The sequence below is a fragment of the uncultured Arthrobacter sp. genome (assembly GCF_902805515.1).
In the GTDB taxonomy this organism is placed as follows: domain Bacteria; phylum Actinomycetota; class Actinomycetes; order Actinomycetales; family Micrococcaceae; genus Arthrobacter_D.
Genome location: NZ_CADCTE010000001.1, coordinates 35,257 through 48,519, shown reverse-complemented (window position 1 = coordinate 48,519; position 13,263 = coordinate 35,257). Strand labels below are relative to the sequence as shown.

The following is a 13,263-nucleotide window of genomic DNA, read 5'->3' as shown; positions in this document are numbered from 1 at the left end:
CGACGGCTGTCCTCCCGGGCTGATGGGCCGGAGGCGGCCGCCGTGCGCTGACTAGTGGATGGTTGCAGCGCTTTGGGCGGCAAGGGCCGCGATGATCTGGGTGGCGGTGAGCTGGCCCATGCGGATCGCTCCGTCCACGTGCTGGTACCCCTCCGCCGCAAGGTCCGAGCAGGACCAGTGGATGGGTCCGACCGGGGTGAGCTGGTGGCGCCCGTACCGGTGCAGGCCGCCGAGGTCGTAGCTGGAGGCATAGGCACCGCGGGTCCATTCCTCCGATGCCCAGTCCGATTCGTAGTACACCTCGGGGTGAAGTGCCTGGGGCCCGAGGAAGCCTGCGATCGATTCGAGGATCCGCTGCCGGCGTTCGGTGGGCTCGAGGTCGAACATGGCGTCGGCTTTCTCGTCCGACACGAATCCGACGAGTGTTCCGCGGCTGTCGCCGTGATTGGTGTTGTCGTAGACCTCCTGCACGATGGATCCTGCGCTGAATCCGGTGCCCGACAGGCCGTTGTCGCGCCAGAAGGGAGTCATGTAGACGGCGTGCACCTTGATGACGAGTCCGAGGGACTGATGCTGGTGCATCTGGTGCTGCCGGCGTGGGAGAGCCGGCACGTAGGAGATCCGCGAATACAGGTTCGGTGGCACCGCGACCACGGCGTAACGGGCCCGCACGGTGGCGTTGTCCGCCTCGGCGGTCACCTCGGTTCTTCCATCCGGATGCTCCGACCAGCGCAGGGTGCGCACGGGATTGTTGAGGAGGACGGCCTCTCCGAGCTCGGCGGCCATCCGTTCGGAGACCGACTGCATGCCGCCCACCACCCGCTTGTCGAGGATGAAGTCCTCGTCCACGAGGTGCGAAAAGGATCCGGCCGATGCCGCCATGAGGACCGCCTGGAGCGCGGAGAAGGCGTGGGCGGGCTTGGTGAGCATGCCTCCGGCGATGAACAGGCCAATGTTGTTGCAGGCCTCCTCGTCGTCCGACTGTTGGCGCAGCCAGTGATGGAACGAGATGGTGTCGAGCTCACGGGCCTGCGGGTGCTCCCAGGGTGCCTTGACGTCCATCTGGCCGACGAGCCCGTCAAGGACATCGATGAGACGCGCCATTTCGGCCTGCGTGCCGGCGGAAACCGGAAACATCTCGCCGGTGTAGCGCACAGGCGTTCCGTCCGCGCCAATGTAGACCGATTCTCCCTCGCGGTACCGGGAGTAGGTCTCCATGCCAAGTTCTCCGAGCAGCCCCAGCAGGGCCGTCTGGTCGGGTGACACCCACTGGCCCCCGACTTCGAGCGTTGCACTCTCGATGACATCTGTGTGGGTCCGCCCACCGACCCGGTCGCGGGCTTCCAGGACCGTCACGGTATGGCCGGCCCGGCGCAGCTGGCGCGCTGCTGTGAGCCCCGAGGGGCCGGCGCCGATAACGACGACGTCGCTTGTGATGGTCCGCATGGGAATTCTCCAGAGTTGAAATGACTTAGATCACAAAATGAATAGCATTCATTTACGAAGAACTGTAGAGGACCGCGGAGATTTTAGGAAGCAGAACTTCCCTAGATGACGGACTCCAGGACCGGTCGGGAGGTGCCGCGCCGCCCGGTGACTCCCGGTGGCCGGGGTTGCATTGAGCCGTTCCTGCCTGCCGGCCGTCCCCGCATCACCTAGGCTTGATGGAACAACGGAGCACGGGCACGACACCCAGGGGAAGATCATGAGAATCGGCGTGAAACAATACGTTTCCGGCGCGGCACTGCTGCTTACGAGCACCCTCTTCGTCCCGCAGGGCGTCTCCGAATTTGCCACCTCCGCGGCCACGGGCGAACCGGTTGCCCCGACGGCGGGGCTTAACCTTGCGGTCGGCATGGCGATGGTCCTTGCTGCAGCGGCCCTGCTCGCCTGGGGTTACTGGCTCACCCACCGGCGTGGGGCCCCGCCGAGGGGTCCCGTGGAGGACCCCGATGAGCCACTTTTCCGTCCCGGCTACGGCAGCCGGCCGGAAACCCCGGACTGGCGTGAGCATCCGCTGCGCCCACGCGACGGCGACGGCGGAGCCGGCCCGACCGGACGCTAACCGGCCGTGGGGGATCCCGGCGACTCCAGCCGGGCCAGTTCGGCCTGCAGATTCTCCCGGGCCCTCCCGTCCCAGAGCGCCGCGCCCTTCTGGGTGGAGAAGAGCGTGTCGAGTGCCAGCAGCTGGCGGAGGATATCGGCCCGCCCGGCGGTGAACGCGTCGTCCGGGACGTGGGCGTACTCCTTGCGCACCGCCGCGGCGTACGCGTCGTAGTCTCCCCCGCTGCCGCCGAGCACCGCCAGGTCCGCGTCGCAGAGCAGGGCCCCCGCCCGGTCGCCGGCGGCCGGTGCATGGGTGCGGGTCAGCAGCACCAGCCGCTCCACCTCGGAGACTTCGGCGGGAGGCAGCACCCTGCGCAGCAGGTCCGCGGCGAGCGCGGCCGAAGCATCCTCGTCCTGTCCGGCCTGCCCGGCGTACACGGCGTCGTGGAACCACGCCGCCAGCAGCACCGGCCGGCGCAGCCCGGCGTCGTCGGGCTCCAGCAGGGTGTCCAGCGCCTCGAGCACCGCGAGCAGGTGGCGGAGATCGTGGTAGGCGCGGTGCGGCTCACTCCACCGCTCCACCAGGCCCGCCCCCAGGTCCGCGGTTCCGGGCAGGAGGGCCTCCCACCGGCCGGCCAGCACCGACCTCAGGCGTTTGGCGCGGCGGCGGGCCGGTATCCGGAGTCCGCTGGCGACGAGGATCCGCGTCAGGTCCCCTCCGCTCACCTCCACCGCGCCCCGGCGCACGAGATCGGCGTAGCGGCGGGCCGGCACATCGTAGTGGTCCTCGTCGAAGGCCCGCTCCGGCACTCCGGCATCCGCCGCGAAGGCGTGAAGTTCTGCCAGCGAGTCATTGGAGATGAGGTGGGAGAACTCGGTACCGTGGGCCGGCCACCGGGGCGGGTCGATGAAGATGGCCATGAGGGAAGTCTAGTGAGCGGTTCCGGCCCGGGATGCCGCCGCCGCCGTGGCGGGTACCGCGGCGGGCCCGACGACCCTATACAGATCCGGTGGCGTATGCCATTCTTCCAATGTTCCTGCGACATCCCGCTCACGCAGCCATTTGGGGGCAGCTATGAACGACCAGGCGACCACGGTGCTGGCCATCGGCACCAAGAAGGGACTCTGGCTGGCCACCAGCCGGAACCGCCGGTCCTGGACCCTGTCCGATCCGCTGTTCCTCATGCAGGAGGTCCCCGGCGTCGGCATCGACACGCGGGGCGGGCGCACCCGCATCCTGGTGGGCACGCGGTCGGAGCACTGGGGGCCGTCGGTCGTCCACTCCGACGACCTGGGCGCCACCTGGACCGAGCCGGAACGCGGAAGCATCGGTTTCGATTCGGACGACGGCGCCGCCCTTGAGCGGATCTGGCAGATCCAGCCGGACTCCGAAGGCCGGCCGGGTGTGGTGTGGGCCGGGTGCGAGCCGATCTCCGTCTGGAAATCCACCGACGGCGGGGAGCACTTCGAACTCAACCGCGGCCTCTGGGACCACCCGCACCGCAGTGAGTGGGGCGCGGGGTACGGCGGGGCCGCGGCCCACACCGTCCTCCCCAGCCCGGCCGATGACTCGATCCACGTCGCCATGAGCACCGGCGGGGTCTACCGCTCGGTGGACGGCGGAACCTCGTGGGAGCCGCGCAACCGCGGCATCTCCGCCTACTTCCTGCCCGATCCGCAGCCGGAGTTCGGGCAGTGCGTGCATAAGATCGCCCGCGACGCCGGAAACCCGCGGCACCTGTATGCGCAGAACCACCACGGCGTCTACGCCACACCTGACGCCGGCGACACCTGGACTTCAATCGCCGAGGGGCTGCCGTCGGACTTCGGCTTCGTCATGCTCTCCCATCCGCGCCGGCCAGGCACCGCGTGGGTCATTCCGCTGAAGGCCGACGGCGAGCGGATCCCGCCGGACGGCGAACTCGCGGTGCACCGCACCGACGACGGCGGCGGGTCGTGGTCCCGGCTGCACCGCGGCCTGCCCACCCGGGAGTACAACGCCGTGCTGCGTGATGCGGCCGCCGTCGACGCCGCCGACCCCGTCGGCGTGTACTTCGGCACCCGCGGTGGCAGCGTGTATGCGAGCGCCGACGAGGGTGAATCCTTCGTGGAGGTCGCCTCCCACCTTCCCGACGTCCTCACGGTGCGCGCCGCCGTCGTCGCGGATTGAGCGTTCCGCCGTGGATTCCGTCAGCGTCCTGATTCCGACCCTCCTGCGCCCGCTGGTCGAGGGGCGCAGCGAGGTGGTGCTGCCGGCGGACGCACCGATGACCGTCGGAGGCCTCCTCGACCGGTTGTCCGAAGGGAGGCCGCTGCTTGAGCGGCGGATCCGCGATGAGACCGGCGCGCTGCGGCGTTACGTGAATATCTATGTCGGAGGCGAGGACGTGCGCCGGCTGGAGCTCCTTGACACGCCCGTGGAGCCCGGCGACACCGTGATGGTCATCCAGTCGGTGGCAGGGGGCTGACCCGGGGACCGGCCGGGAAGGGCGAGTGCCCGGGGGACGCCTCGAACCGGACCTCCGCTCCGGGCGGCAGCTGCGCCGCCCGGTCGAGGTCTTCGGAAATCACCACGCCGATCACCGGGTATCCCCCGGTCACGGGATGGTCGGCGAGGAACAGCACCGGAAGGCCCGACGGCGGCACCTGAAGGGCTCCCCGCACGACGCCCTCACTGGGCAGTTCTCCGGATTCCACCCGCCGCAGCGCCGGGCCGTCGAGGCGTAGGCCGACCCGGTTCGACTGCGGTGTGACGGTCCACCGCGCCGCGCACAGGCGGGCGGGTTCCCCGTCGGCGAACCAGTCGGCCCGGGGCCCCGGCACGATCCGCAGCACCGCCGGCCGGGACACAGCCGAGGGCAGCTCGGGGTTTCCCACCGCGCTGCCGGGGTCGGTGCCCGCGCGGAGGAACCCGCCGCGGGCCAGGGGCTCGGGGCCGAGGCCGGAGAGGACGTCGGTTGACCGGCTCCCCAGGACCGGAGCCGCCTCCCAGCCACCCCGGACCGCGGTATAGGTGCGCAGCCCCTCGGCGGGCGCCCCGACCGCAAGCCTTTCCCCGGCCCGCAGCAGGAAGGGAGCGCAGGTGTCAACGCTCCGCCGGGTCCCCCCGGGCGAGGTCACCGCCAAGGGTGCCGGCGCCCCGGTCACCGCCAGCACCAGTTCCGACCGGGACTCGAGGACCAGGCCACCGAAGAGCGATTCGACGACGGCGGCGCCGGACGGGTTGCCGACCAGCCGGTTGGCCTGGCGGCAGGACCCCCGGTCGAGCGCACCGGAACCCGCCACGCCGAGGGCCGCGTATCCGGGACGCCCAAGATCTTCGAGCACGCTGGACAGCCCCGTCTCCACGACGAACGCCCCGGGGCCGGAGGCAGGAACGGAAACGTCATGGGGCGCTCCACGGCGCCGCCGGGCGGGCTGGGTCGCGGGACCGCCGGACGCAGCGCCGGGCCGCGCCGACGTGCTGACCGACTCCCGGACGGCGGTGAAACGCACCCGGTGGCCCGGCCGGATGAGGGCCGGCACGTCCCGGCCGAGGTCCCACAGCACGGCGTCCGTACGCCCGATCAGCTGCCAGCCGCCGGGGGATTCGCGCGGATAGATGGCCGAGTAGCCTCCCGCGAGGGCCACCGAGCCGGCCGGAACCGACGTCCGCGGTGACGCCCGGCGCGGCACCTCCAGCCGCCGGTCGCCGCCGGTCAGGTAGGCGAATCCCGGCGCGAAGCCCCCGAAGGCGGCGGTCCAGTCCTGCGAGGTGTGGGCCTCAATAACTCCGGATTCACTGAGCCCGGCGTGCCGGGCCACCTCCGCGAGGTCGGCGCCGTCGTACACCACCTCAATGTCGATGTGGGCCTCCTCGGCGCGGGGCCGAACCGAGAAGTCCAGGGAGCGGATCCGCCGGGCGATCCCGGCGGCCTGCCGCGGAGACCCGGCGGTGACCAGGACGGTCTGTGCGGCGGCCACGACGTCGAGCTGGCCTTCGGACGGCTCCGCTTCCAGCTGCGCCTGCAGGCTGAGCACCTCGGGCAGGCCGGGAAGCTCGACGAGGACGGCGCGGTCACCCACGGCGCGGATCGGAACACCCGGGTCCATGTCAGGCGAATCCAGCGATGGCCACTCCCGCGCCGGTGAGGGCGTCGCGCACGGCGGCGGCCATCCGCACCGCCCCCGGGGTGTCGCCGTGGACGCAGATGCTTTCGGCGGCGATGTCCACCGAGGATCCGTCCACCGCCCGGATCCTCCCTTCGGTGGCGATCCGCAGGACGTGCTCGACGACCTCGCCGGTATCGTGCAGCACGGCGCCCTCCTCGCGCCGGTCGACGAGCGTTCCTTCCGGGGTATAGGCACGGTCGGCGAAGGCCTCAACGACGGTCCGGAGGCCCGACGCGCGGGCGGCGCGTTCGATTTCCGAGTGCGGGAGGACCAGCAGCGGCAGGGTTTCATCCACCCCGCGCACCGCATCCACGACCGCCCGCGCGTGGCCTTGGTGGTGGACGATGGTGTTGTAGAGCGCGCCGTGGGGTTTGACGTAGGAAACCCTGGTGCCGGCCGCGCGGGCCAGCGCCTGGAGCGCGCCGATCTGGTAAATGAGGTCGTCCGCGAGCTCTGCGGGCGCGACGTCCAGGAACCGGCGCCCGAAGCCGGCCAGGTCGCGGTATCCCGGGTGGGCGCCCACCGTCACGCCCGCGGCCGCCGCGGCCGCACAGGTCGACCGGATGCCGGTGGGGTCGCCGGCGTGGAAGCCGCAGGCAACGTTGACGCTGGAGACCGACCGGATCACCGCGGCGTCGTCGCCGAAGGTCCAGTTGCCGAAGGATTCCCCTACGTCGCTGTTCAGATCCATTCGATCACCGCCACCCTTCGCGCCCGGGACCGGATTGGGCCCCGGCTCGAGCATAAACGCGGAGCCAGCACCGGCGCAGCTATGGCGCGGGAGGCTCGGTCTTGAATCCGATCAGCTTGTGGGACCCGTCACAATAGGGCTTGAGGACCGAGGCCCCGCACCGGCACAGCGCCACGGTGCGCCGGGTCCGCGGCAGCGCCTCGCCGTCGGGGGTGACCACCTCGAATTCGCCGCGGACCAGCAGCGGACCGTCGGGGCAGGCGACGATCGAGGCAGCCGGAGTGCCGCTGCGGGCGTCCCCGGCGCGCGGGGCCGGATCGGCGGGGCTCATGCGGCGAACGACCGGTCCGGCTGCAGCGAGGAGCGGCCCTCGGCCCAGGCATCCATAATGTGCCGGGTCATCCAGGAGTCCACGAGCAGGGCAGCCGCCGCTCCGAAGAGTACGTCTCCCAGGAGCCGGGGATCGGCCTCGACCAGGCCCCCGGCAAGGTCCCGCCCGGCGATCTGCTCGTGGACGGCGTCGGCCTCGACGTGCTCCTCGAAGTATCCGGTGGCGTCCTCCCCGTAGCCGTGGCGGGCGAACCCGCGGGCGTAGAGCCGGTTGGGCTGGGAGGAGGTCATCTCATACGCGGTCAGGTGTCCCACGATGGCGCCGCGCAGGCGCCGGTTCAGCCCGAACAGCGACATCATGTTCGTCGAGGCGAGCGTGATGGCAGGAGCCGCGTCAATGTAGGCCCCGTAGGTGTCATCGAGGCCGACGGCACGCATGGTGCGCGCGAAGAGCGCCGAATGCATCCGGTCCGGATGTCCTCCGCCGTACTCGTCCGCCTGGATTTCAACGAGGGCGGCCTTCGCGCGCCCGGTCAGGCGGGGAATGGCCCAGGTGTGCGGGTCCGCCTCCTTGAGCTGGTAGATCGACTTCTGGATCAGGAACTCCCGCAGCTGCTCCGCATTTGCCTCCCTCGCGACGAAGCGCGACATGCTCGGGCCGGTGTCCTCTCCGGTCATCCGGAAAAGTTCAGCCGCCACGGCCTCGCTGGTGGGCTCCGGAGCCGCGTCAACCACCACGGCGGTTCGCAGCCGCTCCTCGAAGACGGCCTCGATCAGCTGGCGGACCCGGATCAGGCCAGGGTCCCACTCCCAGCCCTCGGCGGCACCGTCGAGGCCGGAGTAGTGAAGCTCGTACAGGCAGAAGAGGGCCAACTGGAGGTCATCGTCGACGACGATGTCGGCGGTGCGGGCGAGCGCGTTCCGCACCGCATCCTCCAGGTCCTGAGCCTTAGCCGCGGCGGGCGGCTCGCCGGTGGTGATCTCCAGGAGAAGTGCGCTGACATTTCCGCGCGCCGTGGGCTGCTTCATCGGACACTCTTTCTCTTTCGGGCCGGCTTTCTGATTCAGGCCGGAGAGCCGGGGTCACAACTGAACGCTAAGCATACTTCGTTTTCCTTCGGCGGTTGCCGGTTCCTTCCCGGACAGGGAACTGCCGGGGCACCCACCCTGTAGGTGGACGCCCCGGCAGCAGGGCCGCCGACCACCCCCAGCGGTGGCCGACGGCGGATAGGAGGTTACCGGCGGGTTGCGGACCGGGTCGTCGTGCGGCTCGCGCCGCGGCCAAGCAGCAGGGCGAGGGCGATCATGCCGACGCCCAGGACGAAGTGCAGCCAGTCGTCGGCGGTGTTCAGCGGCACGAAGTTGGCCGCCGAGGCCTTGTCGATGAACAGGCCGTACAGCCAGAGGACGAGGTAGATGACCCCGCCCCACAGCAGGTAGTTCTTCGCCCCCGAGGCTGTTTTGGCCATGGCAAGGCCGGCGATCCCGTAGAGCAGGTGCACGATGTTGTGGAGGATCGAGACCTGGAACAGGCCGAGGAGCAGTGCCCCGGACTGGTGCCCGGCGAATGCCAGGGACGCGTAGTTGGTGGTGATGCCCGGGATGAAGCCGAGGATTCCGACCAGGACGAATACCGCCCCGACCGCCTGAGCCGCTTTCTGCACGGTGGTCTTCCCCGTGGCCACCCTATTGTTCGATGTCATTGCTTCTCCCTTTCATGGGTTGATATGGACAGAGTCTTATTCGCGGTTCAGTTTGTCCTGCAGTGTTCCCGCAGCCTTTTCCACGACATTGGGTATTTCTGTGGTGCCGTAGAAACGTGAGTCCGGGTGGGTCGCCGACGGCATCGGAGCCCGCGTCGTGGGTCCCTCGTGATAGCTGAACTCGCCCTTCCCGTCCGGAGTCGGGCCGGACGCCCAGCTCCCCTCGGCCGCGGCTTTGCCATCGGAGAAGTTGAGGTACTGGTAGGAGACCTCCCGGGCTTCCTTCTTCAGGGGGAAGTTGCTTGGTACGGGCAGTTCTTCCATCTTCGACTCCTGCAGTTCCCGAGCCGCCGCCATCCACTGGTTCTGGTGCATGGTGTCCCGGGCCAGCAGGAAGGAGAGCATGTCCCGCACCCCGTGGTCATCCGTCATGTGATAGAGCCGTGCCACCTGGAGGCGGCCCTGCATTTCCGCGTTGGCATTGGCCGTGAAGTCGGCCAGCAGGTTTCCGCTGGCGGTGATGTAGCTTCCCTGCCAGGGGTTCCCCATGCTGTCCACTGCCCGGGCGCCCGCACCGGCGACAATGGCGTGCTGCATGTCCGTACCGCCCAGGACGGCCGCCACGGCCGGATCGGACTGGACGGCGTCCTCCGTAATGCCAAGCGGGGCCTTTTCCAGCAGCTGGGCGATCATGGTCGCGAGCATTTCGACATGGCCGAACTCCTCGGCCCCGATCCCGAAGAGGAGGTCCCTGTACTTCCCAGGAACATGGGCGTTCCAAGCCTGAAAGCTGTACTGGAGGGCTACTGTGATTTCGCCGTACTGGCCGCCGAGAACCTCCTGCAGCTTCCGCGCATAGACGGCGTCGGGCGCATCCGGAGAGGCCTTGTACTGCAGTTCCTGCTTGTGAAGAAACACTGGTGGACACCTTCCCCGTTCCGGTCCGGCCTTGCGGCACCCCGCCCTCGAAGGCAGGGCATCCGCCGGACCTCTTGCTTCGACGCTAGACCTTTGATTAGCATTTCCGGAAGATAGTAAGCGTACTTATTTAAAACTTGCAGGAATGCCCCGAGTGGCTTGCGCGATTAAAGTAAGCATGCTTAGCTTTAGGAAGTAAGTCAGGCGGACGCCGCCGGACGAACGCATCGCTTACACGATGGAGCATCCGTTTCACCGGCAATATCAACGTAAGGAACTAACATGACTACGCAGAATTGGCCGCAGGATCCACTGGTTCCGTCAACCACCGGCTCGAACTACGAGAGCGGCAGCACCCAGGCAGGCGAGTCGACGACCTCGGTCGCCAAGGGCCAGGCCAAGGAGGTCGGCAAGGAAGGCGCGGGCGCCGCACAGCACGTAGCGCAGACCGCCGCCTCGGAAGCCAAGAACGTCGCCGCCGAAGCCGGCACCCAGGCCAAGGGCCTCGTCAGCGGACTCGGATCGGACCTCAAGAACCAGGCCGGTGCGCAGCAGCAGAAGGCGACCGAGGGCCTGCGTTCGATCAGCGACGAGCTCCGCTCGATGGCGGACAAGTCCGACAACAAGATGGTGTCCAACCTGGTTCAGCAGGCATCCCAGCGGACCAACTCCGTCGCCGGCTGGCTTGAGAACCGTGACGCCACCGACATCCTCGAGGACGTCAAGGGCTTTGCCCGCCGCCGTCCGGGAGCCTTCCTCGCGATTGCGGCAGGAGCGGGCCTCGTCGTAGGCCGCCTGACCCGTGGACTGGCCGGAGCCCAGGCCGACGCCAAGTCGGGCCAGGATCGCCTGAACACGACGCCGGGCAGCGATTACGGCTACGGCGCCCCTTCCTACACGGGTACCCCCGCCTACACCGGCACCACGGCCTCTATCCCGCAGACGTCACGGGGCACCCACGTCGCCGAGTCCTCACCGGCCTTCGTCGACCCGGCCTCCGACTACCCGACCATTCCCCCGGGAACCCCGCCCGTGGGCACGCTTCCTGATGAAAGGGATCTGCGCTAATGAGCGACGCATACACCGGCGGAGCCCACTCCGCCGCTCCGCCGCCTCCCTCGGAGGCTGAACAGCGGGCCGCCAACAACTCGGTGGGCGAGCTGCTCTCGGACGTGACCCGCAACCTCTCGACGCTGATGCGCCAGGAAGTTGCCCTCGCCAAGGCAGAGCTGACCGAGTCCGGCAAAAATGCAGGCAAGGGCGCCGGAATGTTTGCCGGTGCCGCCGTCGGAGGACACTTCGTGCTCCTGTTCCTGTCCCTCGCTCTGATGTGGGGACTGGATGTCATCATGCCGATCGGATGGGCCGCGGTCATCGTCGCGGTTATCTGGGGCATCATCGCCGCGATTCTCGCGGCGATGGGCAAGAAGGAAATGAAACAGATCCGCGGCCTGCCGACCACGGCCGAAACCGTCAAGGAAATTCCGCCAACACTGAAACCAGGTGAGCAGACCCCATGAGCCAGACGCCAGAAGAAATCCGCGCCGACATCGAGCGCACCCGCCGTGAACTTGGTACCGACGTTGACGCAGTGGCCGATAAGGTCAACCCGTCCAACATCGCGCACCGCCAGACCGAGAAGGTGAAGAACACCTTCAGCAACGTCAAGGATTCAGTGATGGGCAAAGCAGACGACGTCAAGTCGAACGTGATGGGCAAGGCAGACGACGTCAAGTCGAACGTGATGGGCAAGGCAGACGACCTGAAGTCCGGCGTCTCCGACAAGACCGGCTCGACCACCGGCTCGGCGAAGTCGGCCGCCCAGCAGGCCGGTCACGCCGTGCAGGACGCGCCGCGGCAGATCACCAACAAGACCGCGGGCAACCCGCTCGCCGCCGGGCTCATCGCCTTCGGCGCAGGTCTGCTGACCGCCTCGCTGATCCCGGCAAGCCAAAAGGAAAAGGAGGCTGCCTCCAACCTGAAGGAGCAGGCCGCCCCGCTCGCCAGTGGTGTCGCCGATCAGGCGAAGCAGGTTGTCGAAGGCCTAAAGGAGCCGGCCCAGGAGGCAATGGAATCCGTCAAGGAGACCGCGGCCCAGTCCGCACAGAACGTCAAGCAGGAGGGCCAGCAGGCCGCCTCCGACGTCAAGGACAAGGCTCAGGACGCCAAGAGCCAGGTCCAGGACTCGAGCAGCTCCAGCAGCACGAGCTCCACCCCCCGCGGGTTCTAATCACCCCGGTGCGGGAACAGACTGCACCTACGTGAAAGGGGAGGGCGCCGAGCGCCCTCCCCTTTCACGTCTCCCCCATGGTCATCCATCCCCTGCGCCGCCGCGACCAGGACGAGGACTTGAGGTTAGGACGAGGACTTGAGCGCCTGCAGGAGCGGCTCTCCGGAGAGCACCGGCTGGCGGTACTCGTCCGAGAGGATCGTGAGCATGGAGGAGGCGTAGTCCTCATTGGTGCTGGCGATGGCATCCTCGGCGAAGGCCACTCGAAAGTTGGAAGCGAAGGCGTCGGCTGCGGTGTGCGCGATGCAGTTGTGTGTCGATACGCCGGCCAGCACCAGCCCCTCCACCCCAAGGGTCCGCAGCCTGCCGGCCAGGTCGGTGCCGAAGAAGGCGCTGTCACGGGTCTTCACCACCCGCCCGAATCCGTCGACCTCCAGCCCCTCGACGAGCTGCGCCTGCCGGCTGCCGGTGAAGAGAAAGCCCTGCTCGTCCTCGAGCATACTCAGGGTCCAGGTTGACCGGTCACGCTGGTGCTCGGTGACGACCACCAGCACCTCGGAGCCCGCCTCCGCGGCGTGGCGGGCCAGGCGGTTGCATTCGCGGGTCAGCGCCGGGCGGTGCCGTTCGAGCGTTCCGTCCTCGAAGTAGGCGTTCTGCATGTCGATGATCAGCAATGCTTGTTTCACGGCTGTCTCCTCGGTCGTTCACTTACCCTCCGCGGGCTGGGTTCAGGGCGTGCGGAGCGCTCCCGCGGTCCTGCACGTACCACCCAACCTCGGGATTACCCCTCGGCGGCGGCCATTCCACTCTCAGCCACCGGCACGGGCGGTACGGGTGCCACTGCGGGCGATACGGGCGCCACTACGGGCGGTAGGGGCTCGGCTGTCAGGAGCGGCACGACCTCGTCGGCCTGCGGTGCATCCACGAGGCGCTCCACGTCGCGCTCGGCAATGCCGGCGGCCGCAGCCGCGTCCTCAGGGCTCACCCCCGCTTCAAGCGCGCGCTCGACGGCCTCTTGGCACACCAGCGCGAGCCGGTCGCGTTCAAATTCGGCGTTTTCCAGGTCGGCTGCTGCGACCATGATGCGCTTGATGCGCTCGTCGTCCAAGTCGGGCATAGCGGGCCTTTCGGTTTTTCGCCCGGGCGGGCGCTGGAGCTGAGCATGGCAGGAGCAGCGAGAGCACAGAAGAAGG

Annotated in this window: 16 protein-coding genes; 6 read left to right on the top strand and 10 right to left on the bottom strand. The window is 68.7% G+C overall.

All coding sequences use genetic code 11. From position 1 onward, the window contains the following. Nucleotides 1-51 precede the first annotated feature (51 nt). Nucleotides 52-1,446: an NAD(P)/FAD-dependent oxidoreductase gene (locus tag QZX79_RS00235; RefSeq protein WP_294563129.1), complete on the bottom strand. Its 1,395-nt coding sequence runs from the start codon at nt 1,444-1,446 to the stop codon at nt 52-54. A gap of 271 nt (nt 1,447-1,717) precedes the next feature. Between QZX79_RS00235 and QZX79_RS00230 the strand changes: the two genes are divergently transcribed. Then, on the top strand, nt 1,718-2,065 hold the full coding sequence (locus QZX79_RS00230) for a hypothetical protein (protein ID WP_294563127.1): 348 nt from the start codon (nt 1,718-1,720) through the stop codon (nt 2,063-2,065). Here QZX79_RS00230 and QZX79_RS00225 read toward each other — a convergent pair. Further along, nucleotides 2,062-2,967 (bottom strand): DUF4031 domain-containing protein, encoded by a 906-nt coding sequence (locus tag QZX79_RS00225; protein WP_294563125.1) that lies wholly within the window; start codon nt 2,965-2,967, stop codon nt 2,062-2,064. The two genes, QZX79_RS00230 and QZX79_RS00225, sit on opposite strands and share 4 nt — an antisense overlap. Before the next feature lie 154 nt (nt 2,968-3,121). On the opposite strand from QZX79_RS00225, the gene QZX79_RS00220 reads away from it, so the two are divergent. Both QZX79_RS00220 and QZX79_RS00215 read left to right on the top strand, forming a co-directional pair. After that, entirely contained in the window at nt 3,122-4,216 is a 1,095-nt protein-coding gene (locus QZX79_RS00220; protein ID WP_294563123.1) for an exo-alpha-sialidase, read from the top strand. Between the two features lie 10 nt (nt 4,217-4,226). Next, nucleotides 4,227-4,514, top strand: a complete 288-nt coding sequence (locus QZX79_RS00215) for a MoaD/ThiS family protein (RefSeq protein WP_120166003.1) — start codon at nt 4,227-4,229, stop codon at nt 4,512-4,514. Here QZX79_RS00215 and QZX79_RS00210 read toward each other — a convergent pair. The 6 genes from QZX79_RS00210 to QZX79_RS00185 form a co-directional block, all read right to left on the bottom strand. Then, nucleotides 4,489-6,138 carry a carboxyltransferase domain-containing protein gene (locus QZX79_RS00210; protein ID WP_294563120.1) on the bottom strand — a complete coding sequence of 550 codons (1,650 nt, stop codon included), beginning with the start codon at nt 6,136-6,138 and terminating at the stop codon, nt 4,489-4,491. The two genes, QZX79_RS00215 and QZX79_RS00210, sit on opposite strands and share 26 nt — an antisense overlap. 1 nt (nt 6,139) lies before the next feature. Beyond that, nucleotides 6,140-6,889 carry a LamB/YcsF family protein gene (locus QZX79_RS00205; RefSeq protein WP_294563118.1) on the bottom strand — a complete coding sequence of 250 codons (750 nt, stop codon included), beginning with the start codon at nt 6,887-6,889 and terminating at the stop codon, nt 6,140-6,142. A gap of 79 nt (nt 6,890-6,968) precedes the next feature. Next, nucleotides 6,969-7,220 (bottom strand): CDGSH iron-sulfur domain-containing protein, encoded by a 252-nt coding sequence (locus tag QZX79_RS00200; protein ID WP_198812886.1) that lies wholly within the window; start codon nt 7,218-7,220, stop codon nt 6,969-6,971. Continuing rightward, on the bottom strand, nt 7,217-8,248 hold the full coding sequence (locus QZX79_RS00195) for an iron-containing redox enzyme family protein (protein WP_294563114.1): 1,032 nt from the start codon (nt 8,246-8,248) through the stop codon (nt 7,217-7,219). The genes QZX79_RS00200 and QZX79_RS00195 overlap by 4 nt, the downstream gene beginning before the upstream one ends. 206 nt (nt 8,249-8,454) lie before the next feature. After that, nucleotides 8,455-8,922 (bottom strand): DUF4383 domain-containing protein, encoded by a 468-nt coding sequence (locus QZX79_RS00190; RefSeq protein WP_294563112.1) that lies wholly within the window; start codon nt 8,920-8,922, stop codon nt 8,455-8,457. A 36-nt stretch (nt 8,923-8,958) separates the two neighbouring features. After that, a complete protein-coding gene (locus QZX79_RS00185; protein ID WP_294563110.1) occupies nt 8,959-9,840 on the bottom strand; it encodes a manganese catalase family protein in 882 nt (293 codons plus the stop codon). Between the two features lie 282 nt (nt 9,841-10,122). Between QZX79_RS00185 and QZX79_RS00180 the strand changes: the two genes are divergently transcribed. Genes QZX79_RS00180 through QZX79_RS00170 form a run of 3 tightly spaced genes read left to right on the top strand, consistent with a single transcriptional unit; the run spans nt 10,123 to nt 12,070 of the window. Further along, nucleotides 10,123-10,908: a hypothetical protein gene (locus tag QZX79_RS00180; protein WP_294563108.1), complete on the top strand. Its 786-nt coding sequence runs from the start codon at nt 10,123-10,125 to the stop codon at nt 10,906-10,908. Beyond that, nucleotides 10,908-11,360, top strand: a complete 453-nt coding sequence (locus QZX79_RS00175) for a phage holin family protein (protein WP_294563106.1) — start codon at nt 10,908-10,910, stop codon at nt 11,358-11,360. Before QZX79_RS00180 ends, QZX79_RS00175 begins: the two co-directional genes overlap by 1 nt. Further along, nucleotides 11,357-12,070, top strand: coding sequence for a DUF3618 domain-containing protein (locus tag QZX79_RS00170; RefSeq protein ID WP_294563104.1), 714 nt, complete (start codon nt 11,357-11,359; stop codon nt 12,068-12,070). The genes QZX79_RS00175 and QZX79_RS00170 overlap by 4 nt, the downstream gene beginning before the upstream one ends. A 125-nt stretch (nt 12,071-12,195) precedes the next feature. On the opposite strand, the gene QZX79_RS00165 is transcribed toward QZX79_RS00170, so the two are convergent. Both QZX79_RS00165 and QZX79_RS00160 read right to left on the bottom strand, forming a co-directional pair. Then, nucleotides 12,196-12,756 carry a cysteine hydrolase family protein gene (locus QZX79_RS00165; RefSeq protein WP_294563102.1) on the bottom strand — a complete coding sequence of 187 codons (561 nt, stop codon included), beginning with the start codon at nt 12,754-12,756 and terminating at the stop codon, nt 12,196-12,198. A 95-nt stretch (nt 12,757-12,851) separates the two neighbouring features. Continuing rightward, nucleotides 12,852-13,187, bottom strand: coding sequence for a hypothetical protein (locus QZX79_RS00160; protein ID WP_294563100.1), 336 nt, complete (start codon nt 13,185-13,187; stop codon nt 12,852-12,854). Between the last annotated feature and the right edge of the window lie 76 nt (nt 13,188-13,263).

Coding starts and splice junctions, on each gene's coding strand:
- QZX79_RS00235 (WP_294563129.1), bottom strand. CDS start 1,446: ATGCGGACCATCACAAGCGACGTCGTCGTTATCGGCGCCGGCCCCTCG.
- QZX79_RS00225 (WP_294563125.1), bottom strand. CDS start 2,967: ATGGCCATCTTCATCGACCCGCCCCGGTGGCCGGCCCACGGTACCGAG.
- QZX79_RS00220 (WP_294563123.1), top strand. CDS start 3,122: ATGAACGACCAGGCGACCACGGTGCTGGCCATCGGCACCAAGAAGGGA.
- QZX79_RS00210 (WP_294563120.1), bottom strand. CDS start 6,138: ATGGACCCGGGTGTTCCGATCCGCGCCGTGGGTGACCGCGCCGTCCTC.
- QZX79_RS00205 (WP_294563118.1), bottom strand. CDS start 6,889: ATGGATCTGAACAGCGACGTAGGGGAATCCTTCGGCAACTGGACCTTC.
- QZX79_RS00200 (WP_198812886.1), bottom strand. CDS start 7,220: ATGAGCCCCGCCGATCCGGCCCCGCGCGCCGGGGACGCCCGCAGCGGC.
- QZX79_RS00195 (WP_294563114.1), bottom strand. CDS start 8,248: ATGAAGCAGCCCACGGCGCGCGGAAATGTCAGCGCACTTCTCCTGGAG.
- QZX79_RS00190 (WP_294563112.1), bottom strand. CDS start 8,922: ATGACATCGAACAATAGGGTGGCCACGGGGAAGACCACCGTGCAGAAA.
- QZX79_RS00180 (WP_294563108.1), top strand. CDS start 10,123: ATGACTACGCAGAATTGGCCGCAGGATCCACTGGTTCCGTCAACCACC.
- QZX79_RS00175 (WP_294563106.1), top strand. CDS start 10,908: ATGAGCGACGCATACACCGGCGGAGCCCACTCCGCCGCTCCGCCGCCT.
- QZX79_RS00170 (WP_294563104.1), top strand. CDS start 11,357: ATGAGCCAGACGCCAGAAGAAATCCGCGCCGACATCGAGCGCACCCGC.
- QZX79_RS00160 (WP_294563100.1), bottom strand. CDS start 13,187: ATGCCCGACTTGGACGACGAGCGCATCAAGCGCATCATGGTCGCAGCA.